The organism is Amycolatopsis sp. DSM 110486, from assembly GCF_019468465.1.
Classification (GTDB): domain Bacteria; phylum Actinomycetota; class Actinomycetes; order Mycobacteriales; family Pseudonocardiaceae; genus Amycolatopsis.
Genome location: NZ_CP080519.1, coordinates 3,968,996 through 3,991,921 on the forward strand (window position 1 = coordinate 3,968,996; position 22,926 = coordinate 3,991,921).

Annotated in this window: 26 protein-coding genes; 10 read left to right on the forward strand and 16 right to left on the reverse strand. The window is 69.9% G+C overall.

Annotated elements, in window-relative coordinates; translation table 11 throughout:
• Window positions 1–4: 4 nt before the first annotated feature.
• The 7 genes from K1T34_RS19205 to K1T34_RS19235 all read right to left on the reverse strand — a co-directional run bounded on the left by K1T34_RS19205 (window position 5) and on the right by K1T34_RS19235 (window position 6,369).
• Entirely contained in the window at window positions 5–640 is a 636-nt protein-coding gene (locus K1T34_RS19205; protein ID WP_220245614.1) for a VC0807 family protein, read from the reverse strand.
• Between the two features lie 165 nt (window positions 641–805).
• A complete protein-coding gene (locus tag K1T34_RS19210) occupies window positions 806–1,420 on the reverse strand; it encodes a hypothetical protein (RefSeq protein ID WP_220245615.1) in 615 nt (204 codons plus the stop codon).
• Window positions 1,420–2,136: a hypothetical protein gene (locus K1T34_RS19215; protein WP_220245616.1), complete on the reverse strand. Its 717-nt coding sequence runs from the start codon at window positions 2,134–2,136 to the stop codon at window positions 1,420–1,422. The genes K1T34_RS19210 and K1T34_RS19215 overlap by 1 nt, the downstream gene beginning before the upstream one ends.
• Window positions 2,133–3,656 (reverse strand): WXG100 family type VII secretion target, encoded by a 1,524-nt coding sequence (locus tag K1T34_RS19220; RefSeq protein ID WP_220245617.1) that lies wholly within the window; start codon window positions 3,654–3,656, stop codon window positions 2,133–2,135. Before K1T34_RS19220 ends, K1T34_RS19215 begins: the two co-directional genes overlap by 4 nt.
• Before the next feature lie 2 nt (window positions 3,657–3,658).
• Window positions 3,659–4,171 (reverse strand): YbaB/EbfC family nucleoid-associated protein, encoded by a 513-nt coding sequence (locus tag K1T34_RS19225; protein ID WP_220245618.1) that lies wholly within the window; start codon window positions 4,169–4,171, stop codon window positions 3,659–3,661.
• 72 nt (window positions 4,172–4,243) lie between these two features.
• Window positions 4,244–4,999 (reverse strand): decaprenylphospho-beta-D-erythro-pentofuranosid-2-ulose 2-reductase, encoded by a 756-nt coding sequence (locus K1T34_RS19230; RefSeq protein ID WP_220245619.1) that lies wholly within the window; start codon window positions 4,997–4,999, stop codon window positions 4,244–4,246.
• The gene (locus tag K1T34_RS19235) at window positions 4,996–6,369 is read right to left on the reverse strand and encodes an FAD-binding oxidoreductase (RefSeq protein ID WP_220245620.1); all 1,374 of its coding nucleotides are present in this window, start codon (window positions 6,367–6,369) and stop codon (window positions 4,996–4,998) included. Before K1T34_RS19235 ends, K1T34_RS19230 begins: the two co-directional genes overlap by 4 nt.
• 211 nt (window positions 6,370–6,580) lie before the next feature.
• Between K1T34_RS19235 and K1T34_RS19240 the strand changes: the two genes are divergently transcribed.
• From K1T34_RS19240 to K1T34_RS19250, 3 genes are all read left to right on the forward strand, one after another.
• Window positions 6,581–7,048, forward strand: a complete 468-nt coding sequence (locus K1T34_RS19240) for a GtrA family protein (protein ID WP_220245621.1) — start codon at window positions 6,581–6,583, stop codon at window positions 7,046–7,048.
• 5 nt (window positions 7,049–7,053) lie between these two features.
• On the forward strand, window positions 7,054–8,964 hold the full coding sequence (locus tag K1T34_RS19245) for a glycosyltransferase (protein WP_220245622.1): 1,911 nt from the start codon (window positions 7,054–7,056) through the stop codon (window positions 8,962–8,964).
• 96 nt (window positions 8,965–9,060) lie between these two features.
• Window positions 9,061–10,074 carry an acyl-CoA dehydrogenase family protein gene (locus tag K1T34_RS19250; RefSeq protein ID WP_220245623.1) on the forward strand — a complete coding sequence of 338 codons (1,014 nt, stop codon included), beginning with the start codon at window positions 9,061–9,063 and terminating at the stop codon, window positions 10,072–10,074.
• On the opposite strand, the gene K1T34_RS19255 is transcribed toward K1T34_RS19250, so the two are convergent.
• The 6 genes from K1T34_RS19255 to K1T34_RS19280 all read right to left on the reverse strand — a co-directional run bounded on the left by K1T34_RS19255 (window position 10,071) and on the right by K1T34_RS19280 (window position 14,961).
• Window positions 10,071–11,270: a cytochrome P450 gene (locus K1T34_RS19255; RefSeq protein WP_220245624.1), complete on the reverse strand. Its 1,200-nt coding sequence runs from the start codon at window positions 11,268–11,270 to the stop codon at window positions 10,071–10,073. The genes K1T34_RS19250 and K1T34_RS19255 overlap by 4 nt on opposite strands.
• Before the next feature lie 25 nt (window positions 11,271–11,295).
• Complete coding sequence (locus tag K1T34_RS19260) at window positions 11,296–12,111, reverse strand: ABC transporter permease (protein ID WP_220245625.1); 816 nt, start codon at window positions 12,109–12,111, stop codon at window positions 11,296–11,298.
• On the reverse strand, window positions 12,108–13,082 hold the full coding sequence (locus K1T34_RS19265) for an ATP-binding cassette domain-containing protein (RefSeq protein WP_220245626.1): 975 nt from the start codon (window positions 13,080–13,082) through the stop codon (window positions 12,108–12,110). Before K1T34_RS19265 ends, K1T34_RS19260 begins: the two co-directional genes overlap by 4 nt.
• A 27-nt stretch (window positions 13,083–13,109) precedes the next feature.
• Window positions 13,110–13,952: a DUF4097 family beta strand repeat-containing protein gene (locus tag K1T34_RS19270; protein ID WP_220245627.1), complete on the reverse strand. Its 843-nt coding sequence runs from the start codon at window positions 13,950–13,952 to the stop codon at window positions 13,110–13,112.
• A 75-nt stretch (window positions 13,953–14,027) separates the two neighbouring features.
• Window positions 14,028–14,555 carry a ribbon-helix-helix protein, CopG family gene (locus K1T34_RS19275; protein ID WP_220245628.1) on the reverse strand — a complete coding sequence of 176 codons (528 nt, stop codon included), beginning with the start codon at window positions 14,553–14,555 and terminating at the stop codon, window positions 14,028–14,030.
• A gap of 163 nt (window positions 14,556–14,718) precedes the next feature.
• Window positions 14,719–14,961 (reverse strand): hypothetical protein, encoded by a 243-nt coding sequence (locus K1T34_RS19280; protein ID WP_220245629.1) that lies wholly within the window; start codon window positions 14,959–14,961, stop codon window positions 14,719–14,721.
• Window positions 14,962–15,096: 135 nt separating this feature from the next.
• On the opposite strand from K1T34_RS19280, the gene K1T34_RS19285 reads away from it, so the two are divergent.
• From K1T34_RS19285 to K1T34_RS19295, 3 genes are read left to right on the forward strand one after another with little or no spacing between them, the layout of a single operon-like run.
• Complete coding sequence (locus tag K1T34_RS19285; RefSeq protein ID WP_220245630.1) at window positions 15,097–15,828, forward strand: ESX secretion-associated protein EspG; 732 nt, start codon at window positions 15,097–15,099, stop codon at window positions 15,826–15,828.
• A 32-nt stretch (window positions 15,829–15,860) separates the two neighbouring features.
• Window positions 15,861–16,289, forward strand: a complete 429-nt coding sequence (locus K1T34_RS19290; protein ID WP_220245631.1) for a hypothetical protein — start codon at window positions 15,861–15,863, stop codon at window positions 16,287–16,289.
• A complete protein-coding gene (locus tag K1T34_RS19295; protein WP_220245632.1) occupies window positions 16,286–17,389 on the forward strand; it encodes a hypothetical protein in 1,104 nt (367 codons plus the stop codon). The genes K1T34_RS19290 and K1T34_RS19295 overlap by 4 nt, the downstream gene beginning before the upstream one ends.
• A 56-nt stretch (window positions 17,390–17,445) precedes the next feature.
• On the opposite strand, the gene K1T34_RS19300 is transcribed toward K1T34_RS19295, so the two are convergent.
• Genes K1T34_RS19300 through K1T34_RS19310 form a run of 3 tightly spaced genes read right to left on the reverse strand, consistent with a single transcriptional unit; the run spans window position 17,446 to window position 20,126 of the window.
• Window positions 17,446–18,354, reverse strand: a complete 909-nt coding sequence (locus tag K1T34_RS19300; RefSeq protein WP_220245633.1) for a glycosyltransferase — start codon at window positions 18,352–18,354, stop codon at window positions 17,446–17,448.
• Window positions 18,354–19,169: an ABC transporter ATP-binding protein gene (locus K1T34_RS19305; protein ID WP_220245634.1), complete on the reverse strand. Its 816-nt coding sequence runs from the start codon at window positions 19,167–19,169 to the stop codon at window positions 18,354–18,356. Before K1T34_RS19305 ends, K1T34_RS19300 begins: the two co-directional genes overlap by 1 nt.
• A 3-nt stretch (window positions 19,170–19,172) precedes the next feature.
• Complete coding sequence (locus K1T34_RS19310; RefSeq protein WP_220245635.1) at window positions 19,173–20,126, reverse strand: ABC transporter permease; 954 nt, start codon at window positions 20,124–20,126, stop codon at window positions 19,173–19,175.
• A 144-nt stretch (window positions 20,127–20,270) separates the two neighbouring features.
• On the opposite strand from K1T34_RS19310, the gene K1T34_RS19315 reads away from it, so the two are divergent.
• From K1T34_RS19315 to pseI, 4 genes are read left to right on the forward strand one after another with little or no spacing between them, the layout of a single operon-like run.
• On the forward strand, window positions 20,271–20,900 hold the full coding sequence (locus K1T34_RS19315; protein WP_220247290.1) for a hypothetical protein: 630 nt from the start codon (window positions 20,271–20,273) through the stop codon (window positions 20,898–20,900).
• 33 nt (window positions 20,901–20,933) lie between these two features.
• On the forward strand, window positions 20,934–21,380 hold the full coding sequence (locus K1T34_RS19320) for a hypothetical protein (protein WP_220245636.1): 447 nt from the start codon (window positions 20,934–20,936) through the stop codon (window positions 21,378–21,380).
• Window positions 21,377–21,838 carry a GNAT family N-acetyltransferase gene (locus K1T34_RS19325; RefSeq protein WP_220245637.1) on the forward strand — a complete coding sequence of 154 codons (462 nt, stop codon included), beginning with the start codon at window positions 21,377–21,379 and terminating at the stop codon, window positions 21,836–21,838. Before K1T34_RS19320 ends, K1T34_RS19325 begins: the two co-directional genes overlap by 4 nt.
• Before the next feature lie 32 nt (window positions 21,839–21,870).
• Window positions 21,871–22,920, forward strand: coding sequence for a pseudaminic acid synthase (pseI, locus tag K1T34_RS19330; RefSeq protein WP_220245638.1), 1,050 nt, complete (start codon window positions 21,871–21,873; stop codon window positions 22,918–22,920).
• The last annotated feature ends 6 nt before the right edge of the window (window positions 22,921–22,926 follow it).

The following is a 22,926-nucleotide window of genomic DNA, read 5'->3' on the forward strand; positions in this document are numbered from 1 at the left end:
CCGGTCAGCGCACGGTCGCCGGCCGCTGCCACACCGTGCGCATCGAACCCTCGCGCACGAGCAGCACCTGCGTCACCACCTGCAGGAGCACGAAGAACGCGATCGACACCACCGTGTCCAACGCGGGCACGTCGTCGATGGGCAGCGTGTACGCCATGGCGATGCTCACGCCGCTGTGCACCAGTCCGCCGACGCCCCAGACCACGGCGAGCACCCGCCACAGACGCCGGAACGACGGCCGCTGCTCCCACGCGTCGTCGAGCTGCGCGCCCTTGCCCGGCAGCAGCGTGCGGGCGGCCTTGTAGGTGACCGGCCGGCGGCCGATGACCAGGCTCGCCAGCAGCCAGACGCCGGCGAGCGAACTGAACCACGCGTTGCGCACCAGCAGCAGCCGCGCGTCGCCGGTGAGCAGCGTCGTCACCACGCTCACGGCGACGATCGCCAGCACGAACAAGCCCATCCCGTCCACTCGCCGCCTCGTGACGGCCGTGTAGAGCACGCGCAACGCCGGAGGCAGGCCGCTCAGCAGCAGCGCCCACACGGGCACCACGCCGAACGCCCTCAGCAGGTAGTAGCCCCCGACGGGTGCGCCGATGTCGATGAGCAGGGCGAACGCGGACGAACGGAAGTCTTTACCCATACGTCCGAGTCTTCGGGGGAACGCGGGCCGGAACCATCGTCGGTCCGGTCACCCGGCATCCACCGATCGGTTGATGCCCGTTACTGGCCCGGCCAAAAGTAGGCCGACCCCCACGCGGCACGTAACCGTTGCCACGAAGCCATTCGGCCGTGACTGTGGTCGGATTTAGTAGCGATCGGCACCGTAGCGGCGCGAGAGGGCCCTTCGCACCTTCATCGGCGCCAGCAGGTCACGCTGGGTCAGCGTGGAGCCGTCGGCGAAGGTGAACCGGATCCCCGGCTCGGGTGGGAAGCTGCGGCCGGGGGTCACGGCGTCGAGCCGCGCCACGACGTCGGCCGGGAACTCCTCGGCCGTCACGAAGAAGTCCTTCGTGTCCGGCTCGGCCACGAACTTCGTCGGGTACACGAGCGCGAGCCGCCGATCCGTCCAGGTCAGGCGCGCGGCGCCGGCGGAGAACGTCAGGTGGTCGGCGATCCGCACGGCCACGGCCGTACGCGCCGCGGCTTCCACGCGGTAGGCCAGCGACGGGTCGTCGGTCCAGTCCTCGTCGGGCAGCCCCGCGGGCGTCGGCCAGCGGCCCGGCGCCGTCGTGACCTTCACCGGCTCGCGCGCCGGCGTGTACGGCAGGTGCAGCGCGCCGCCGACCCACGCGACGACGTGGCCGTGCGCCGGCGGACAGCCCAGCAGCAGCCGTTCCTTCTTGCGCAGCCACACCTTCGCGTAGTCGCGCTCGATGATCTCGTCGACCTCGCCCGCCTGCTTCAGCTCCTGCGCGCGCATCACGCGGCTCCGTTCGTGCGGGCCAGCAGCCAGTCGAACGCCTCGGGCTCGGCCACGCCGAACCGCAGGTCGAGCCCGGAACCGTCCACAAGCGACATCCGCAGGCCCGGTTCACGGCCGCGCGAAGCCACGGCGAACCCCGCGATCTGCTCACGCGGCAGCGACGCCGCCACCTCGAACTCCCGCACCGCCACCGGCTCACCCTCGCGGTTGGCGCCGTACGTCTTGCGCCGGTCCGTGACGATCTCCGCCACGTCCTTGCCGAACTTCGCCATCCCCCGTCCGAAGCCCATCGCCTTGCCCAGCAACGACTTCTCCGGCTCCTCGACGGGCTCCGGCGCCACCACGACCCGCAACAGCAGCAATCGCGAGTTGGTCAGCACCCACAACGCGGGCCGCGCACCTCTCACCAGCTGCTCGGCGAGAAGCCCGGACCGGTCACCGAAAACGATCACGGCGGGTTTCGGCTTGGGGCCGGTCCCGCCGCTGCCGCTGTCCTCGTCACCGGACAACGCCGCGTCCACCACCCCGCCGGCGAAATCCGCCAGCCCCGAGCCGACTTTGCGCATGAGACTCTTCGCGGGATTGCCGAACTCGTCGAGACCACGGACGTCGTACCCGATGACACCACCGAAGGCAGCCCACAACAAACGTTCATGGGAATGCAGGTGTGGCCGCGCCTGCGTGGCGGCACCCAGGGGATCGGCGAGATTCATTCTTCGAGTGAGAACCCTCGGTCGGTCGCCTCGCGGCGCTCTTCGGCACTGTCGGTCTGCGACTGGATGTACCCGTACTTCACACCCTGCTCGATGCCCTGCTCGAGGATGTTGCCCTTGGCCCCGCGCCACGCCGCCTTGCCGACACTCGATGTGCCGCTCATGCCGGCCAGCCGCAAGCCGGTCTCGGTCAGGTTGTGGGTCAGCGCGTCGCTGCCTTCGGTCAGAGCATCGCCGATCACGTTGCCGTCGTCGTCGAGCATCCGCCGGACGTTCGCGAAGTGGTTGGTCGTTCGCGACATGCCCGTTGCGGAGTCGGCCTTCGTGAGGATCTTCGCGAGCGGGTTCTTGTCGATCAGGTCCGCCACGCGTTTCTCGAGGAAGTTGCCGTTGCGCAGGCCTTCCACGCGCTCCACGACCTTCTTCAACGGCCCCGTGCGCAGCTTCTGCAGGATCTTCTCGAGTTCCTCGATGAGCGGCCGAAGCTTGCCCAGCAGCTGCTTGACCTTCATCCCGAGCCGCCCGCCGGTCACCGCGACCTCGCCCGTGGTCGCGGCACCCGCGGCCCCCACCGACGCGCCGGCCGTGATCCACGAAGCCGCCAGGGCCGCGAGCCACTCGATGATCAGGCCCATCACCAGCTCTTGCAGGATGTCGATCACGATCTCCACGAACGCGTCGAACAGGTCCGCCGCCAGCTCCAGGATCTGCTGCAGGCCGCGCACCTCGTCCGCGAACGCCGCCGCGCCCTCGGAGAACTCGCCCATCTGCGTGCGGAACGCGTCGCCGCCGGAGCCTTCCCACGGCTCCTTCGTGAGGTCCGCGCGCTTGCGCTCGTGCTCGCCGGCGCCGTCGAGCCACTGCGCCACCTGCGCCCAGCCCTGCGCGGTGCTGCGCATCTGCTCGGGGTCGCCGATCGCCGGCTCCAGCACGAACTCCACGAGCGGGCTGATCACGATGCCGATGAGGAACCCGAGCCCGTTGTCGATCAGCGACTTCCCGGGGCTCGTCACCAGCTGGATCTGCTCCATGCGCGTGTGCACGGCCGCGATCGCCACGTCCGGTGGGCTGCTCGCAGAAGAAACCTCGGTCGACGTCGACAGCCACGAGCTGCCGTAGCCGCCGTTCTGCTCCAGGTAGCTCTTGCGGCCCGCGTCGCCCGCGTGGTTCACGTCCGACAGCGACCCCGCGCCGCTGCCGCCGTCGGCGAGCTCCTTGCCGAGCCCGGTCACGGCGTCGGTGGTCGCGTCCTCGTGGCCCTGGTACGCCTGCGCGGCCAGCGTGGTCTTGTCCGCGATCGCCTCCAGGAACGTTTTCGCCTGGTCGGCGAGGTCCTGGCACTCCTGCAACGAGTCGAAGTACTTGTACGCCATCAGCTCGCCGAGCGGGCCGAAGCAGTCGTCGCTCACGCGTGCCTGCTGCAGCAGCTGCGCGAGGCTGCCGAAGTGCCCGGCCGCTTCCTTCGAGCCGCTCGCGTGCGCGTTGAGCGCCGCCGGCTCGATCTTGAACCCACTGGTCACGATCACTCCCGCCGAAGAACGGGACCCCCGAAGTCGTCGTCTTCGACGGCTCGCGGGTTCGTCTCGTTCCGAGCGTTCTGCGGCGGTTGTGGCATTTGTGGCGGCTGGCCAGGCTGCCCGGGTTGCCCAGGCGCGGCCAGCGAGCTGGCGGGCGGCGGCGCACTCGGCCCGAGCGGCTCGACGTGCGCGTTGAACGCCTCGCGGAACTGCTCCGCCCGCTCACCCAGCACGGGCTCCACGGTCTGGTTCAGCGCCGCCGCGGCCTGCTGCGTCGCCGAGCGGATGGCGCCGAGGATCTCCTGCTGCAACGCGGTGTGCGAGCGCCGCATCGCCTGCGGGCTCAGCTGCAGCCCGAGCACGGCACCCGACGGGGCGACGGTGACCGTCACCGACCCGTCGGCGTTGCGGGCGTGCCCGCGCAGGTTCGCGATCTGGTCCTTGAGTTCGGCGGCGCGGGCCGCCTGCTCCTGGAACCGCTGGAGCACGGCGTCGAGCCGCGCTGCCTGGCCCGGCATGGTGGAACCCCAGAAAGGTGAAAGACCTTCGTGCACCATATGCGACGAAGGTCCCGCCTCGGGCGTTCCCGGTCAGATCGGCAGTTTCCGGAAAATCGGACGCGGCACGTGCCGCAGCACCGACATCACCAGCCGGAACTGCGCCGGCGCCCACACCAAGTCCTTGCCAGTGCGCGCCGCGGCCACGGCGATGTCGGCCACCTGCTCGGCGGTCTGGGCCAGGGGAGCGTCCTTCAGCCCGGCCGTCATCTTGGTCTTGACGTGACCCGGGCGGACGACGGTGACCTTCACGCCGTGGTCGGCGAGCGCCTCGCCGAGGCCCAGGTAGAAGCCGTCGAAGCCGGCCTTGGTGGAGCCGTACACGAAGTTCGAGCGCCGCACGCGCTCACCGGCCACCGAGGACAGCGCGATGATCGTGCCGTGGCCCTGGCCCTTGAGCTTCTCCGACAGCGCCACGCCCACCGACACGGCGGCCGCGTAGTTCACCGTCGCCAGCTCCACGGCCTTGGCGTGGTCCTGCCAGACCTCCTCGGGGTCGCCCAGCAGGCCGAACGCGACCACGGCCACGTCGATGTCGCCGCCGGCGAACGCGCGGTCGAGCACGGCGGGGTGCGAAGCCGTGTCCTTGGCGTCGAAGTCCACAGTGGACACCTCGGCGCCGCGATCCTTCAGGCGCTGTGCCGCGGCGTCGAGCCGGGGCGACGGACGCGCGGCCAGCACGACCCGCAGCGGCTTCTCCGCGAGGTACTTCTCCGCGATGGCCAGCGCGATGTCGGACGTGCCGCCGAGCAGCAGCAGGGACTGGGGGTTGCCAACGGCGTCGATCACAGTGCGAGCCTCCGGCTCATGTCAGAGGCGAAAACGCCTTCGGGGTCAACGGCGGCGCGGACCTTGCGCCACTCCTCGAGCCGCGGGTACATCTTCGCGAACGTCTCGGCGCCGGTCCGCGAGTCCTTCGCGGTGTACAGGCGGCCGCCCGCGGCGAGCACCTCGTCGTCGAGCTCGAGGCAGAACCGGCTCAGGCCGGTCTTGATCGGGAAGTCCACGCTCAGCATCCAGCCGGGCGAGGGCCACGACATCGGCGCCGGGTTGGCGTCGCCCATGCGCTTGAACACGTTGAGGAACGAGTAGTGCCCCGACGTCGCGATCCGCCGGCAGATGGCCTTGAGCTGGTCTTCCGCGCCGAACGGCACCGAGAACTGGTACTGCAGGAAGCCCTTGGAGCCGTACGCGCGGTTCCACTCCGAGATCATGTCCAGCGGGTGGTAGAACTGCGTCAGGTTCTGGACCTTGCCGCGCACGCCCTTCTTGGGCACGGTCTTCTGCCACAGCTCGTTGATCAGGCCGAAGGTGAGCTTGTTGCCCAGGCCGTTGGGGAACACGTCGGGCAGCGTCGCGAGCTTCGGCGCGTCGAACTTCAGCGGTTCGCTGCGCAGCTTCGCGGGCAGCTGGTCCAGCGTGGCGAGCGAGCCGCGCGAGAACGTGGCCCGGCCGAGCCGCGAGTCCGACGAGATCAGGTCCGGGACCGACATCGAGTAGTCGTAGTTGAGGTCCGAACCGTCGGTGAACAGCGCGAGGGTCTCGTCGAGGCTCGACGTGCGGTCGGCGTCCACGTAGAAATATGCCGACTCCGTCTTTTTCATCCGCACGGTGGCGCGCGTGATGATGCCGGTGAGGCCGATGCCGGCCACTGTCGCCCAGAACAGTTCCGCCTCGTCGCCGTCCGGCGTGAGGGCGCGGACGCGACCGTCGGCCGTGAGCAGGTCCATCGACACCACGTGGTTGCCGAAGCTGCCGGCCGAGTGGTGGTTCTTGCCGTGGATGTCGTTGGCGATCGCGCCGCCGATCGTGACCTGGCGCGTGCCCGGCAGCACCGGCACCCAGAGGCCGTGGGGGAGCGCCTCGCGCATGAGCTTGTCGAGGCTCACGCCGGCGTCGAGGTCGACCAGGCCGGAGTCGGGGTCGATCGAGTGGATGCGGTCGAGCGCGGTCATGTCGACCACCAGGCCGCCGGCGTTCTGCGCCGGGTCGCCGTAGGAGCGGCCGAGGCCGCGCGCGATGACCCCGCGAGGGCCGGCCGACGCGACGGCGGCCGCGATGGTCTCGACATCAGGCGTGCTCAGGACGTCGGCGACGGTCCCGGCGGTGCGTCCCCAGCCGGTGAGCGTGCGTCGCTGTGTGTCGGGTGTCTGGGTCACCCATCCAGTAAACACACTGGTGCGGAGCGCCTCCGTTGAGGGTGGTGGTGGGGGCACGGGTAGGAGTAGCCACGCCGAACGACGCCCGGAACGTGACCCTGAAGCGCTCGCTTCTACACTTTGCGCATCAAGGCACAAGCGTCCGCGCGTCAAAGTCGACACGGACAGGGCTTCCCGAGACGACGACGCATCGAGCCGAGAAGGTATTCCAGTGGTGGCTACGGAACCGCAGAGTGAGACGACGGTGACAACACCGGTGGGCCCCGGTCTGCTCGGTCAGCTCATCCGCTTCGGGCTGATCGGCGGGTTCTGCGCGCTGCTCGATCTGGGTACATACTCGCTGCTCAGGGCTATCGGCATGGACGCGGTGCCGTGGGTCGACATCGCTCGCGCGATCAGCTTCGTCGTGGGTACGACCACGGCGTTCTTCCTGAATCGCCGGTTCACGTTCGCCGGCGGCCGTCGCGATGGCGGCACGCAGGTCGGCAGCTTCATCCTGCTCTACGCCGTGACCTTCCTCGTGGCGGTCGGTGTGAACCAGTGGATGCTGCACCTGCTCCCGGAGTCGACGTGGAAGGCCACGTTCGGCTGGGTCGTGTCACAGGCGACGGCGACCGTGATCAATTTCGTCATGCTCAAGTGGGTCGTGTTTCGTGAGCGGCCGGTAAAGGAGAACTGAGTTCGATGCCCGGTAAAGCAGCCCCGGTCGCGGAGGCGGCCCCCGAAGGCGAGACCCGGTTCGCGGAGCACGCGCCCGAAGGGAGGCTGACGGCCCAGCGCGGGCTGTACGCCGGCCCGGCGCCGATCGTCAGCAAGGACCTCTACGCCGAGCTCGAATGGGGCTCCGCGGTGCGTGACCGCGACGCGCTCACTGTCGAACCGTCGTCGAAGGTCACCGGCAACACCTACTTCGGCCGCTTCCCGGCCAGCTACTGGCAGCGCTGGACCACGGTCACCTCGGTCACCGTGGAAGCCGTGGTCAGCGGCGACGGCCTGCTCTCGGTCGGCGCGTCCGACCTCCAGGGCGACGCCCGCGTGGTCAACGCCGAGCAGGTCTCCGGCGCCAAGGCCCGCAAGGTCACGATGACCGCGAGCCTCGACAAGTTCTACGACGGCGGCGCGCTGTGGCTCGACCTCGAGACCGAGGGCGGCCAGACGCTGCGCGTCGAGCAGGTCCGCTGGACGGTCGACGCGCCGGAGAAGATCCGCCCGACCGCGGTCACGATCTGCACGATGAACCGCGCGGACGACTGCCTCAAGAACCTGCAGGCGCTCGCCGCCGACGTGTCGTCGCTGCACACGCTCGACGCCATCTACGTCGCCGACCAGGGCACCGACCTCGTCGAGTCGCGCGATGGCTTCGAGCAGGTCGCGAAGGACCTCGGCGACAAGCTGCACTACATCAAGCAGCCGAACCTCGGCGGCGCCGGCGGCTTCACCCGCGGCCTGTACGAGGTGGCCGGCCACACCGCCACCGAGCACGCCAACGTGCTGTTCATGGACGACGACGTGCTCCTGGAGCCGGACCTCGTCGTGCGCATGACGGCGTTCTCCAACCGCGCGGCCAACCCGATCATCGTCGGCGGCCAGATGCTCAACCTGCTGCACCCGAACCAGCTGCACGTCGGCGCCGAGTACGCGCGCCTGAACACGCTGGAGCCGGGCCAGCCGGTCACGCACTCGCTGTCCACGGCCGACCTGCTGGGCGTCGACGAGGAGACCCTCAAGCCCAACCGCCAGGAGCGCCGCCTCGACGCCGGGTACAACGGCTGGTGGTCGTGCCTGATCCCCTACGAGGTCGTGAAGGCCATCGGTTACCCGATGCCGTTCTTCTTCCAGTGGGACGACGCGGAGTACTCCTACCGTGCCCGTGAGTACGGCTTCCCGACGGTGACGCTGCCGGGCGCCGGCGTGTGGCACGCGGACTTCCACTGGAAGGACTGGGACGAGTGGCACCGGTACTTCAACCTGCGCAACTCGATCATCACCGCCGCGCTGCACTCGCCGTTCAACCTGAACCTGCTGTCGCGCGTGCTGCTGGCGCAGCTCGTGCGCTACCTGCTGGGTATGCAGTACGGCCTGTCGGCCACGCTGATCAAGGCCGTCGAGGACTTCCTCGAGGGCCCGGAGGTCCTGCGTGACGGCGGTGTCGCCGCGATGAAGGAGATCCGCCGGATCCGCGGGGAGTACCCGGAGACCAAGCGGCACAAGGCCACCGACGTCCCGGGCATCGCGTCCAACGACATCGGCATCATCAACAGCGCGCCGCGGCCCAGCATGCAGCGCCTGGTGCTGATCAAGCGCGTGATCGACCGCGTGCTCGGCCGCAGCCGCTTCGGCCTCGGCGCGGTGCCGATCGACGAGGCGCACTGGTGGCACATCGCGCTGTTCGACACGGCCGTGGTCACGGACGCTTCGCAGGAAGGCGTGCGCGTGCGCACGTACGACAAGGTGAAGATGTTCGACCTCGCCCGGCGCGGTGCGAAGACGATCCAGCGGCTCCGCAAGGAAGGCGCGGGCGTGCAGGAGCAGTACAAGCGCGCGATGCCGGAGCTCACCTCGCGGGAGAACTGGAAGCGTCTGTACGAGCTCTGATGGTCTGAACACCGAAAGCCACCACGGTCGCCTCCGTGGTGGCTTTCGGTGCATTCGGCGGCTTGTTTTCCGTCGAATTAGGGTAGCCTAACTCTTGTGTCGAACCTCGTCGCCCGAGCGCGGGCACTCGCCGATGACGTGCTGTTCCCCGCCGCTGCGCAGGTCGACCTGCGTGGCGAGGTGCCGCGGTCGCACTTCGACGCGCTGGCCGAGGCCGGCCTCTACGGCCTTGCCGCGCCCCCCGACGCCGGTGGTCCCGGCGCGGGTCTGGCCGAGCTCGTCGAGGTGATCGAGACGCTGGCCGGCGGGTGCCTGAGTACCACGTTCACCTGGATCCAGCACCACGGTCTCGTCGCCGGCCTGTCCGGTTCGGCCAACGAGGCGTTGCGCTCCGAATACCTCGCTGACCTGGTCAAAGGCACCGTCCGGGCCGGAGTTGCCTACGCGGGCGTGATCCCGACACCGCCGCGCACCCGGGCCAGGCGGGTCAGCGACGGTTTCCGCTTCGACGGCGAGGCACCGTTCGTGAGCGGCTGGGGTGGGATCGACTTGCTGATGCTCTCGGGTCGAACGCCGGAGGACACCGTCGTCACCACCGTGGTCGCTCCGGTGGCCGGACACGGACTCGACGTCAGTCCGCTGCACTTGATTGCCGCGCAAGGCACCTCGACCGTCCGCATCGGACTGGACGACTACTTGGTGCCCGCCGAACGCGTGCTCGCCGAGGTCTCACACGCCGACTTCATCGCGGGGAACACCTTCGCGTCGCGGCTCAACGGCTGCGCCCCCCTCGGCCTGGCCGAACGCTGTGCCCGCCTGCTCGACGACCTGGGCCAGAACGGAACGGCCACTGCCCTGCGGGCCGAACAGGAACAGATCCGCATCCGCCTCGACTCGGGCCTCACCGACCCCGCATCGCTGCCCGCCGCCCGCGCGGCGGGCGCTGAGCTGGCCTACCGCAGCGCCGGGGCCCTCGTGGCCGCTACCGGCAGCCGCTCCGTGCTCGCCGGCGAGCACGCAGGTCGGCTGGTGCGGGAAGCGACGTTCCTGCTGGTGGCCGCCAGCCGTCCGGAAATCCGCGACGGCCTGCTGGCCCTGGCGCGTCGCTAGCCCTGGTCCCAGGTCACCGGGAGCCGCTGCACGCCGTAGATGTTCTGGTGCCCGGGCCGCAGCGCCACGTCCTCGGGCGCGACGGCCAGCCGCAGCGTCGGGAACCGGCGGACCAGCGCCGGCAGCGCGACGCGCATCTCGACCCGGGCCAGCTGCTGGCCGAGGCACTGGTGGATGCCGTGCCCGAACGTCAGGTGCCCGGGCACGCCCCGGCTGAGGTCTAGCGTGTCGGGATCGGCGAACCGCTCCGGATCGCGATTGCCGGCCTGCACGGAGAAGGTGACCGACTCGCCCGCCTTGATCAGCTGCCCGTCGAGCTCGACGTCCTCCAGTGCCGCCCGCACCCCGGTGTGCGTGATGCTCAGGTACCGCAGCAGCTCCTCGACCGCCTTGTCGGCGAGGTCCGGGTCGGCGCGCAACGCGTCGAGCTGCTCGGGGTGTTGAAGCAGGGCGAAAGTGCCCAGCGCCAGCATGTTCGCGGTCGTGTCGAGACCGGCCCCCAGGAGGAAGGTCGCGAGGCCGGCCAGCTCCTCGTCGGTCAGGTCGCTGGTGGTCAGCTCGCTGAGGATGTCGTCGGTCGGCTCGGCGCGTTTCGCCGGGACCAGCCGGCCGACGTACTCCTGCAGCTTGCCGTACGCGGCGAAGCGTTCCTCGGGGGCGGCGTCCACATCGGACACCGCGGCGGCGTGGCCCTGGAAGGACTCGCGGTCGGCGTAGGGCACCCCCAGCAGCTCGCAGATCATCACGGCGGGCACGGGGTGCGCGAAGGCCTGGACCAGGTCCACCACCACGGGACCCTGCCGGGCCATCGCGTCCAGGTGCTCGGCGGTGACCTGCTCGACGCGTGCGGTCAGCTGCCGCATCCGCCGGACGGTGAACCGGCCGGTCAGGAGCTTGCGGTAGCGGGAGTGCTCCGGGTCGTCGACGCCGGTCAGGTCGCCGGGCGCCGCGGCCGGCACCTCGATGCCTTCCAGGCCGGGCATCGGGTAGTGCGCGAGCTCGTAGCGGGAGCTGAAGCGCTGGTCGGCCAGCACCGCGCGGACCTGCGCGTAGCCGGTGACGAGCCAGCCCTCGTGGCCGTCGGGGTAGGTCAGGCGGACCACCGGGTGCCGCTCGCGGATCGGGCCCAGCTGCGCGGGCGGGTCGAAGGGGCAGCCGGCGGGACGGTCGACCGGAAGTTCGGGCAGGTGCGTCATCTCGGGCCTCTCTCTCGACTGCCGGTCAGTGGGCGTATTCGCGGTTGAACAGGCGCTTCGACCACAGGTAGCCACCCAGCGCCATCACGGCGCACCAGCCGAGGGCGAACCACACGTTGCTGCCGAGCGGCTTGTCCATCAGCAGGCCGCGCAGGGTCTCGATGATCGGCGTGAACGGCTGGTACTCGGCGAACCAGCGCAGCCCGGCCGGCATGGAGTCGGTGGGCACGAAGCCGCTGCCGAGGAAGGGCAGCAGGATCAGCGGCATCGGCAGGTTGCTCGCCGTCTCGACGCTCTTGCTCACCTGGCCGAGCGCGACCGACAGCCACACCAGCGCAAACGTCACCACCAGCAGGAACCCGGCCGTCGCCAGCCACCCGCCGAGCCCGGCCGAGGGCCGGAAACCGACCAGCAGAGCCACGCCGATCACGATCGCCAGGGTGAACGCCGCCTGGATCACGCTGCCCAGCACGTGCCCGGTCAGCACCGAGACGCGGGCGATGTGCATGGTCCGGAACCGCGCGATCACGCCTTCGGTCATGTCCATGGCGACCGAGATCGCCGTGCCCTGGACGGTGGCCGTCACGGTCATCAGGATGATCGCCGGCGCCACGTAGTTCACGTACGCCTCGCGGCCGCCACCTCCGCCGAGCCCGGCGCCCATCGTGCCGCCGAAGACGTAGACGAACAGCAGCAGGAAGACCACGGGCATCCCGACGAGCATCAGCGTCATCGACGGGTAGCGCAGCATGTGCTTGAGGTTGCGGCGCAGCATCGTCGCCGAGTCGCGCAGCGGCTGGAACTTGAGGCCGGCGGGGGCCGGCGCGGTGAGAGTGCTCATCGGGTCGTCACCTTCTCGTGGGTGGTGTTCTCGGTCGCGGGGTTGCCGGTGAGGGCGAGGAAGACGTCGTCGAGGTCGGGGGTGTGCACGGACAGCTCGTCGACCTCGATGGCCTGGTCGTCGAGCCGCCCGATGAGGGCCTTGAGCGAGCGCAGGCTGCCGTCGCTGGGCACGCGCAAGGTGAGCGAGTCGTTGTCGCGCGCCGCGTCGTCGAGCGTGATCATGGCCGTGTCGAGGCCGCGCGGGTCGGCGAAGCGCAGGCGCACGTGGCCACCGGGGATGCGGCGCTTGAGCTCGTCGGAGGTGCCCTCGGCGACGATCCGGCCGTGGTCGAGCACCGCGATGCGGTCGGCCAGCTCGTCGGCCTCGTCGAGGTACTGCGTGGTCAGGAAGATCGTGACTCCGTCGGCCACCAGGCCGCGGACGATCTGCCACATGTTGCGGCGGCTGCGCGGGTCGAGACCGGTGGTCGGCTCGTCGAGGAAGATCAGCCGCGGGCTGCCGACGAGCGTCATCGCCAGGTCGAGCCGTCGCCGCATACCGCCGGAGTACGTCGACGCCGGCTTCTTGCCCGCCTCGGCGAGGTCGAACTGCTCCAGCAGCTGCGCGGTGCGGCGGCGCCGGTCGGCCCGGCCGAGGTGGTTGAGATCCGCCATCAGCAGCAGGTTCTCCTCACCGGTGAGCAGGTTGTCCACGGCGGAGAACTGGCCGGTGACGCCGATCGCGGCACGCACCGCGTCGGGTTCGCGGACGAGGTCGTACCCGGCCACCCGCACGTCGCCGGCGTCGGCGTTGATCAGCGTGGACAGGATCTTCACGGCGGTGGTCTTGCCGGCGCCGTTCGCGCCGAGGAGCGAGAACACCGTGCCCTCTTCAACGGTGAGGTCGAGCCCGTCGAGCACGACGTGGTCGCCGTAGGACTTGCGCAGTCCGGTTGCGGCGATCGCCGGCCGGGAGTGGTTGCTGGTCATGGTTTCCCCTTCGCTGGAAAGAAAAAGTCAGGCGCGGCGGATGATCACGTCGCCGTACGAGGTGCGGCCGCGCACCTCGACGGTCTCGTCGGCTTCCTCGGGACGGGTGGCGTTCTCCATCAGGTTGCGCACGTGGCCGAACCCGGTCGTCACGGAAAGCCAGGCCGCGGTGCCCTCGGCGACGCCGATTTCCAGGTCCCCCATGGAGGTTTCGAGCGTCACCGCGCCGCGCACGATCTCGCCGAGGCGGATGAGACCGGCCGACGTCTTCGCGTCGACCCCGGCGCCCGCGTGCTCGACGGTGATGTCGCCGTTGGCCGACCGCACCCGCGCGTCGCCGCCGACGGAGGCGATCGTGGTCTCGCCGTTGGAGTTCTTGACCACCGCGGTGCCCTCGATCTCGCCGATCCGGATCTTGCCGGTGCCGGTGGAGATCTCGGCGTTGCCCGCGACGCCGTCGACGGTCACGTGACCGGCCGAAGTGGACAGGTGCAGCGGCCCGGTGCGGTCGACCCGCGCGTTGCCGGCCGAAGTCTTGAACCGGCTCTGGCCGAGGACGCCGGCGGTGCGGAAGTCGCCCGCCTGTAGCTCGGCGTTGACCGCGGACCCGGCGGGCAGCTCGATGGTCACGTCGACGGCGCGGGTCTTGCGGGAGAAGTCGAACGTGCGCTTCGGGCCGGTGACCGTGAGCGTGCCGTTGGTGTAGTCGACTCGGACCTGCTGCGCGGCCTTCACGTCGGACTCGTCGTTCTCGTCGCTCGGGCGGACGTCGACGACGGTGGTCTGACGCTCGCTCGCGGTGATCTGCACGTCGCCGACGCTCAGGTCGACGGTGACGGAGATCGGGTCGGGGGTTTCGAATTCAGGCATGGCTGTCTCCACAACTTGTGTCGGTGAACCGTCCCCGCAGGTCAGGGACGTGAGGTGAAGTGGTGCGAAAAGGTGCTAGCGGACCCAGCCGGTGAAGCTCTGCTTCGTCCGCTTGCCGCTGCTCGGCGGCTCGACGCGCTGGTCGCGGTCGGTGCGCTGCAAGGCCGTGGCGGCCGCCCGGACGAGCCAGGCGTTGACGGAGCGCCCCTCCTTGCCCGCGGCCTCCTCGACGGCGGCCTTGAGCTGTTCGGGCAGGCGCACGTTGATGCGTGCGGCGGGACCGTCTTCGGAGATGAGCAGCTCGCTCTCCGGAGCGGCGGCCATGGTCGTGTCTTCGGCCGCGAGCTCGAGCGGCTCGGCCGGCGGCGTGGTCACGACGAACTGCGGATCGCGGCCACGCAGGCGCAGCTCCACGGAGCCCGGAGCCAGGTCGCGGGTGATCTCGTCGGCAGCGGCCGACAGCGCGTCCAGCAGCGTCATCCGGATCGCCGACTCGAGCGACCCGGTCAGCCGCTCGACCAGCTCACGCGACTCCTCGCCACCGGCTTCGGCCAGTGTGGCGAACTCTCGCCCGAGGTTGCTGACGTACGTGGTCAAGTCCATGGCACAACTATGGCACACGAATGGCACCATCGCAATGCCAAAGTGGCTCAGATGTGTGCCGAGGTGGCACCGCGTGGCACCCTGCTGGCTCACGGGCGAAAAAAGTGCAGGTCAGGGCCGTTTTGACCCTGGCCTGGATGTGGCACTTCCCCCAGCGCGGCGGCTAGGCCGACAGCCCGAACTTCCCCTTCCGGCTCAGATCGTCGACGTAGGCGGCGGCGACGTGGGCGAAGTTCACCGACACGGTGTTGCCGTCGCGCGTCCGCACGGAGTGGACCCCGCCGTGCTTGAGCAGGTCAGGGATCTTCTCCTCCACGCCGGCGGATTCGTCGTTCGTGATGGGGAAGATCAGCGGTTCGCCGCCGGAGGTCAGGTGCAGGACGAGCGCGAGTTTCGGATCAGCCATGGCCCCATGCCACCAGCGCCCGATCACCGGCGGCAAGCGGGTTCGCGCACAGCAGAGCACTTCACCGGTCCGAGTAAGGCGCCTGCGAGGCGTCGGCTAGCGTTTCGTCGCGGAAACCCGACCTAGGGACGGACGATGCCGTACTCGTTCACGTTGTCACCCGCGGCGGTGGACCTGCTGCTGGAGCGGCAGGGTCTCGGCCGCACGCCGGCGCCGTTTTCGGTGGCGCACATCGGCATCACCGGCCAGGAACGCGCGGGCGTGCGCGACGCCGTGCTGCGCGACCTCGACAACCGGGGCCTGGTGCACCGCGGTTACCTCGACGACGATCTGGAGCTGGCGCTCACCACGTTCGCCCGAAGCCGCCTCGTCGTCACCGCGACAGCGCAGCTGGACGACGGGCAGCTGTTCGCGCGCGTCGCGTCCACCGGCGACCAGGCCGTGCTGGTGAAGCAGGACAACGGCATGTTGGTCTTCGAGCAGATCCGCCCGACCGGTCTCGTGCCGGCGCTGGTCGACCTGCTGCCGCCCGGGGCCGCTGCGCCCGGCCAGTCCGTGACGATCACGCGCCCGGCGAAGCAGCCCCGCCGGGACGGGTACGACCCGTTCGCCGCGTCGAACGCCCCGCGAAACCCGCAGCTCAGGTCCGTCGAGCGGATCTTCGAAAAGCCGCGGCTGCGGGTCGGGCAGTTCACGATCGGCGCGCAGCCGCCGCTCGTCTGGTTCGACACGGAGCTCGGCCGCTACCTGCTCAGCACCCGCGTCGCCGACGACGGGCAACGCTGGCTCACCTACGCGCCGGCCGACAACAACCGCCTCGCCCAGCAGCTGTTCACGCAGCTGGAGGCGTATTCCGCAAACGCCTGACCGCGGCCGTCGTCGTCAGTAGACTTCGGGTCATGACCTTGGTGGAGCCGGGACAGGTCGCCGGCCTGGACCCGAAGGCCGTCGCTGCCGCGGCGGCCGAGACGACGAAACTCGTGAACGCCGCGAAGTCGGGCAGCTTCACCATCTCCGGTGAAGCGCTCGAGGGCCTGCGCCAGGCGCTGTCCGACATGGTGACGCGCGTGGACCGGCTGACCGGTTCCACGGCCGCGCTGGACCAGGCCCCGCAGCTCGGGAGCCACCCGTACGGGCACGCGGTGGCGGCCCACGACCTCAAGGCCGCGTCGCAGGACGTCGGGTCCGTCCGGTCGGCGCTGGGGCAGTTCCGCGACGTGCTGACCGAGGCCGACGAGGCGCTGGCCCGCGCCGGCGGCGTCTACCGCACCGGTGAGGACAGCGCCGTCGACGCGCACGCCGCCCACAAGACGGGGGACCTCGCATGACCGCGCCGCAGCCGGGGCTCGAGCCGTCCGACGCCGACTACCTCGGCCACACCCACGAGCAGCTCCAGCAGTTCGTGACCACGAACCTCGACGTGAAGCAGGTCGCCGACGTCTCCGCGGCCTACACCGAGGTCACCAAGGCCTTCGACGACTTCGCGACGCAGCTGACCGAGGCCGTCAACAAGTCCAAGGGCTCGTGGGAGGGCAGCGCGGCCGAGAGCGCGCAGGCCTACTTCGCCACGCTCGGCTCGTGGGCCGACGCCACGGCGCAGAACGCGAAGCTCGCCGCGCAGACCGTCGACGACCAGGGCACGGCCGCGCAGAACGCGCGCAATGCGATGACCGAGTCGATCCCGTTCGACTGGACCGACGAGATGGCGCACTGGACGTCGGCCGGCCCGTTCGACCTCGGCGACACCGTCGACCAGTCGCTGAAGAAGCAGCAGGCCAGCCAGTCGGCTCACGAGCAGGCCGCGCAGACGATGTCGGACTACGACCACTCGCTGTACTCGGCCGCGTCGAAGCAGCCGGTGTTCGCGGACCCGCCGAAGTTCGGCACGGGCAGCGTGACCACGGCCTCGGCCGTCCTCCCCGCGGCCGCGACCTCCACCGACCACCACGGCGGCGGTGGCTCCGATTCCGGCGGCCAGGTTTCGTCCGCGCCGAGCCAGATCACGGGCTCCGGCCACGTGCCGCCCGCCCCCAACGCCGCCACCACGGCGTCGAGCTTCGAGCCCGCGGCGGGCCAGCAGCAGGCCGGTGCCGCGGGTGCGTCGGGCGCCGGCGGGATGCCCATGGGCGCGATGCCGATGGGCGGCAGCATGGGCGCTGGTGGTGGCGGCGGCTTCGGCGCCGACGAGGAGTACCAGTCCAAGTTCAGCCGCGGCGGCGGCTTCGGCCCGGGCGAAGGCGCCGCGCCGGGCGGTGCGGGTGGCCTCAGCGGCGCGCCCGCGCGGGCCGGCATGGGCATGGGGATGGGTGGCGGTGACGCTCGCTACGAAGAGGACGAAGCGGACGGCGCGCGCTTCTTCTCCCATGTGGACGAAGACGACGAGTACGGCGCCGACCTGCGTGCCGCTCCGCCGGTGATCGGGGAGTAGCTCTGGCTGTACGAAAAGGGCCCCTCGCGTTCGAGGGGCCCTTTTCGTACTGAGTCTCAGTAGCGGTAGAACTTCTCCGCCCGGCCTTGCCGCACCAGCTTCAGCCACTGCAGGAACGCCTTCGGATCGCGCTTCACGCCCACGAAGTACAGGCCGAAGCGGATCACTTCCAACGCGCCGATCTTGCGCATGCCCGGCTGCGAGAGCAGGTAGCCGCGGTTGCGGTAGGTGTAGTAGCGCTTGACCTCGTTCTCGGGGTCCTGCGCGTGGAACCTCCCGCCCAGCATGGGTTTGAACTCGTCCGAGCCGTCGGGGTGCAGGTAGGTCGTGCGCAGCGACGTGCCGAACGGCAGGCCCGAGCGCACGAGCCGGCGGTGCAGCTCCACCTCGTCGCCGCGGAAGAACAGGCGCAGGTCCGGCACGCCCGTGACATCCAAAGTGGACGCGCGGAACAACGCGCCGTTCATGAGCGACGCGATGCCCGGCAGGAAGTCCGTGCCCAGCTCCGCCGACGAGCGCTTCCACGTGAGCCCGCGCCGCAACGGGAACGCGAGCTTGGCCGGCGCGTTGATGTTCGCCACCACCGGCGAGATCTCCGCGAGGCCGCGCTTTTCCGCTTCCTCCAACAGGATCTGCAGCACGTGCTCGTCGGCGGGACGGCCGTCGTCGTCGGCGAGCCAGACCCACTCGGCGCCGAGGGCGAGTGCGTGGAGCATGCCGAGCGCGAACCCGCCCGCGCCGCCGAGGTTCCGGTGCGAAGGCAGGTACGTGTAGGGCAGCGGGTACGCCTCGACGACGTCCCGCGCCGACTGGTCCGGACCGTTGTCGACCACCACGAGGTGGTCGACCGGCCGCGTCTGCGCGGCGATGATCTTCAGCGAGTCCGCGAGCAGCTCACGACGGTGGCGCGTCACCACCACGCCGACGACGGCGCCCTCGGGCAGCTGCTGGGTCTCGCTGGTCATCATTCCCCGCCGTTCTTCGTGCCCACGGGCTCGATGCCGAGCCGCTCCAGGCCTTCCTGGCTCATGTTCTCGAACGGGTCGCGGCCCTTGTAGCCGGTGAGGACCTCGCGCAGCGAACCCTGCTGCTTGACGTTGCCCTCGTCCATCCAGATCGCGGAGTCGCAGAGCTCGAAGAGGAACTCGTCGGAGTGGCTCGCGAAGACCAGGATGCCGGAGCGCTTCACCAGGTCCTTGAGGCGGTCGCGGGCCTTGTTGAGGAACGCCGCGTCGACCGCGCCGATGCCCTCGTCGAGGATCAGGATCTCGGGGTCGATCGAGGTGACGACACCCAGCGCCAGGCGCACGCGCATACCCGTGGAGTACGTGCGCAGCGGCATCTGCAGGTAGTCGCCGAGCTCGGTGAACTCCGCGATGTCGTCGACCCGCTTCTCCATCTCCTTGGCGGTCATGCCGAGGAAGAGGCCGCGGATGATGATGTTCTCGACGCCGGAGATCTCCGGGTCCATGCCGATGCCGAGGTCGAAGACCGGGGCGATCTTGCCGGTGATCCGGGCCGCACCGCGGGTGGGCTCGTAGATGCCGGCGAGCAGGCGCAGCAGCGTGGACTTGCCGGCGCCGTTGTGGCCGACCAGGCCCACGCGGTCGCCTTCGCGCAGCTTCAGGGTCACGTCGTGCAGCGCCTCGATGATCGGCACCTTCTGGTCCGTGCCGATCTTGCCGCCGACCTTGCCCAGCACGCGCTTCTTCATCGACCGCGTCTTGGCGTCGAAGATCGGGAAGTCGACGTACGCGTTGTGAACGTCAATGCTGACCATGTGTCACACCCAATACGAGACGCGAGAGCGGTAATTGCGCATGGCGACGAGCGCGAGCGCCCAGCCGACGATCGTGAGCCCGCCGACGACGGCCCAGCTGGTCCAGCTCACGGCTTCCCCGAGTAGTGGGGCCCGGGTCACCTGCATGTAGTGGTACAGCGGGTTCGCCTTGATGAACGGCAACGCCCAGGACACGCTGTCGCGCGCGCCACCGGCCTCGAGCTGGTCGACCGGCCAGACGATCGGCGTTGCGTAGAACAGCAGCTGGATCAGGGAGTTGATCACCTGCGGGATGTCGCGGAAGCGCGTCGAGATGATCCCGAGCAGCAGCGCGGCCCAGCACGCGGTGAGTCCCAGCAGCAGGAAGCCCGGAATGGCGAGGAAGATGTTCCAGCTCAGGCCCGGGTGGCAGAACTTGTCCGGGACGCACGCGCCGGTCTTCGTGCCGAGCGAGTACGGCCCGTCGAGCGCGCCGAAGAAGATGATCAGCAGCACGAAGTACACGATCATGTTGTGCGCGAGCAACAGGGTCTGACGCCAGACGGTGCGCAGCACGTAGACACTCAGCGGCGCGGGGAGCTGCTTGATCATCCCCTCGTTCGCGATGAACGTCTCCATGCCCTCGGACAGACAGCCCTGGATGAAGCCCCAGATGATGAACCCGGTGGAGATGTAGGGCAGGAACACCTGGATGGGCAGGTTGAACAGCTGTGAGTACAGCAGGCCCAGCCCCAGCGCGATGACCGCCTGGCTGATCGTGATCCAGAACGGACCGATCACCGACCGGCGGTAGCGCTGTTTGATGTCCTGCCAGCCAAGGTGGGTCCACAGCTGGCGAGCTGCGAGACCCTCCTTGATGTCGGCGATCGCCCTGGAGAACGTCTTGCGGTCCGACGCAGGTGGTAACGGCATCGAGACCTCGGGTTCGGCTACGTGAACCGTGCTGGTGGCATGCACGTGGACGAGGGTACCGATCGGAGGTCTCGTCCTCGGGACGCCCCGGCCCAGGCGTGCGCCGGACCTGTCGATGCCGCACCGGACACGCGGTGTGTCCTGGTAGTTTCTTACTCCATGACTGCTGCTCTCGGTGCGGCGAGCCTGATGGTCGATCTCCTCGCGGCGTACGCCGATCGTCCCGACCCCAAGTCGGTCGCGGTCGTCGGCAACCAGCCCCTGGACCCGGACTCGGCTCGGGCGAAGGCCGTGGACGACTGCGATCTCGTGATCCGCGTCAACGGTTTCGTCGTCGATGAGCCGGAAGGCCCGGAGGTGACCGGGCGCAAGGTCCACGCCGTGGTCTTCAACCGCGCCGTGCGGGCCACTCGCCACGTTTTCCGGGACTACCGCAGCAGGCTGTACCTGCTGGTGGAGCCGGGCCGGCTGCACTGGGAACCGGAGGCGCTGCCGGGCTGGTGGCCCGCTGACCTGGGGTTCGTGCCGGTGCCCAACCGTGAGGTCGTGTTGCCGTTGTCCGACGCGCTCGGCCTGCCGACGCGCACCGAGTCGACCTGGTCGACCACGGGCACGCTCGCGGCGTGGATCGCGCGCACGTCGTTCCCCGACGCGCAGCTGGTCCTCACCGGGTTCTCCTTCATCGACAACCCGAACCAGACTTCGTGGGAGCACGCTGCCGGCGATTCCTGCATCGTGGGTCCCGAGCATCAGATCGCCGCCGAGGGCAGGCTGCTGGACACGTGGACCCGGACCGGCGACACCGTTCTGCTGCGCTGACCCAGTTTTCCGAATCCCGAAGGAACCGTCCCCATGGCAGTCCAGAAACTCCGCTCCGGCCTGTTCAACCGGATCGCCCGGCTCATCGACTTCCGCATCGAAGAGCGGATGCGCGAGACCGTTCGCGACCTGAACCACCGCGTCAACGACCTCGAGCACGCGACCGCCGACCACCGGCGCCGGCTCGACGCCGCGGAGTCGGGCCTCGAGCACGCCCGCGGCGACCTGCTCTGGACCCGCGCCGAGCTCGACCGGATCATCCCCCACATCGCCGCGCAGGAGGCGCAGCTCGAGACGCTGCGGGAGTCGATGGCACTCGTGCCGCGCGCCGACAGCGCTGAGATCGCCGAGTCGCGGTCGCTGATCGAGGAGATCCAGCGCCAGCACGCGCAGATCCGCGTCCGGCTCGCCGGCATCGCGCGGTACGAGGACCGGCTGCGCCGCCTCGAGGACAACCGCCTGGCGCCGTCGGCCCAGTGAGCCCGCTCGCGGCTCGCGAGGCCACCGAGGCCGACGCCGAGCTGCTGCTGGCCTGGCGAAACGACCTGCGCACGCGGGAGGCGTCGCGGTCAAGTGGCGTGATCGAGCTAGCTGACCACTTGCGGTGGCTGCGCGGCGTGCTGGCTTCGCCGGATCGGCTCCTGCTGGTCGTTTCCGACGACGACGGGCCCGTGGGCACCGTGCGGTTCGACCGGGAACGACCGGGGGAGTGGGAAGTCAGCATCACGCTCGCTCCGGCGAGCCGTGGTCGGGGACTTTCCCTCGCTGTGCTCACGCTCGGCGAACGCGTGCTCATCGAGCGTGAGACGGTGAGCGCGATCCTCGCCGCCGTGCACCAGGACAACGCGGCTTCGGCGGCATTGTTCGAGCGCGCCGGGTACGTCGAGTCGGCGCCCGCCGAGAACGGCTTCCGGTGGCTGCGCAAGACTCGGGGGTGACCCGCACGCGCACCACCGGGAGGACGCCACCCATGTCCGAAGTCCGCATCGGCGCCCACACGCTCGGCCCGGACCGGCCGCCGTTCGTCATCGCCGAGATGTCCGGCAACCACAACGGCGACCTCGACCGCGCTCTCGCGATCGTCGATGCCATCGCCGATGCCGGCGCGCAGGCGGTGAAGCTCCAGACCTACCGCCCCGACACGATCACGATCGACGTCGACGGCCCCGCCTTCCGCATCGGCGACGGACATTCCTTGTGGGGCGGGGAAAACCTGTACAAGCTGTACGAAAAGGCCCACACCCCGTGGGAATGGCACGAACCCATTTTCGAGCGCGCCCGCGCGCGCGGCCTGGAGGCGTTCTCCAGCCCGTTCGACCCGACGGCCGTGGAGCTGCTGGAATCGCTCGACGTGCCCGCGTACAAGATCGCGTCTTCCGAGATCGTCGACCTGCCGCTGGTTGACTTGTGCGCCCGCACCGGCAAGCCGCTCGTCATCTCGACGGGCATGGCGAGCATCGCGGAGATCGACGCCGCCGTCCGCACCGCCCGCGACGCCGGCAACGACCAGCTCATCGTGCTCGGCTGCACCGCCAGCTACCCGGCCTCGCCGTCCGAAAGCAACCTGCGTGGCCTGCCGGTGCTCGCCGGCGTCACGGGCACGCTCGTCGGCCTGTCCGACCACACGCCGGGCATCGGCGCGCCGCTGGCCGCCGTCGCGCTGGGCGCGGTGGCGATCGAGAAGCACGTGACGCTCGCTCGCGCCGACGGTGGTGTGGACTCGGAGTTCTCGCTGGAGCCCGCCGAGCTGGCCGCGCTGGTGACCGAGAGTCACCGCGCGTGGGAGGCCCTCGGCCGCCCGGTGATCGGCCCGCGCGAGAGCGAGCAGGAAGGCCTTCGCCTGCGCCGCTCGTTGTACGTCGTGGCAGACGTCCGCGCGGGCGACGAGGTGACCTCGTCGAACGTCCGGTCCATCCGCCCGGCCGGGGGCCTGGCGCCGGCCGAGATCACGACGGTGCTGGGCCGCACCTTCCGCGTCGACGCCGCAAAAGGCACGGCTTTGACCTGGGACCTGATCTAGTCTCGG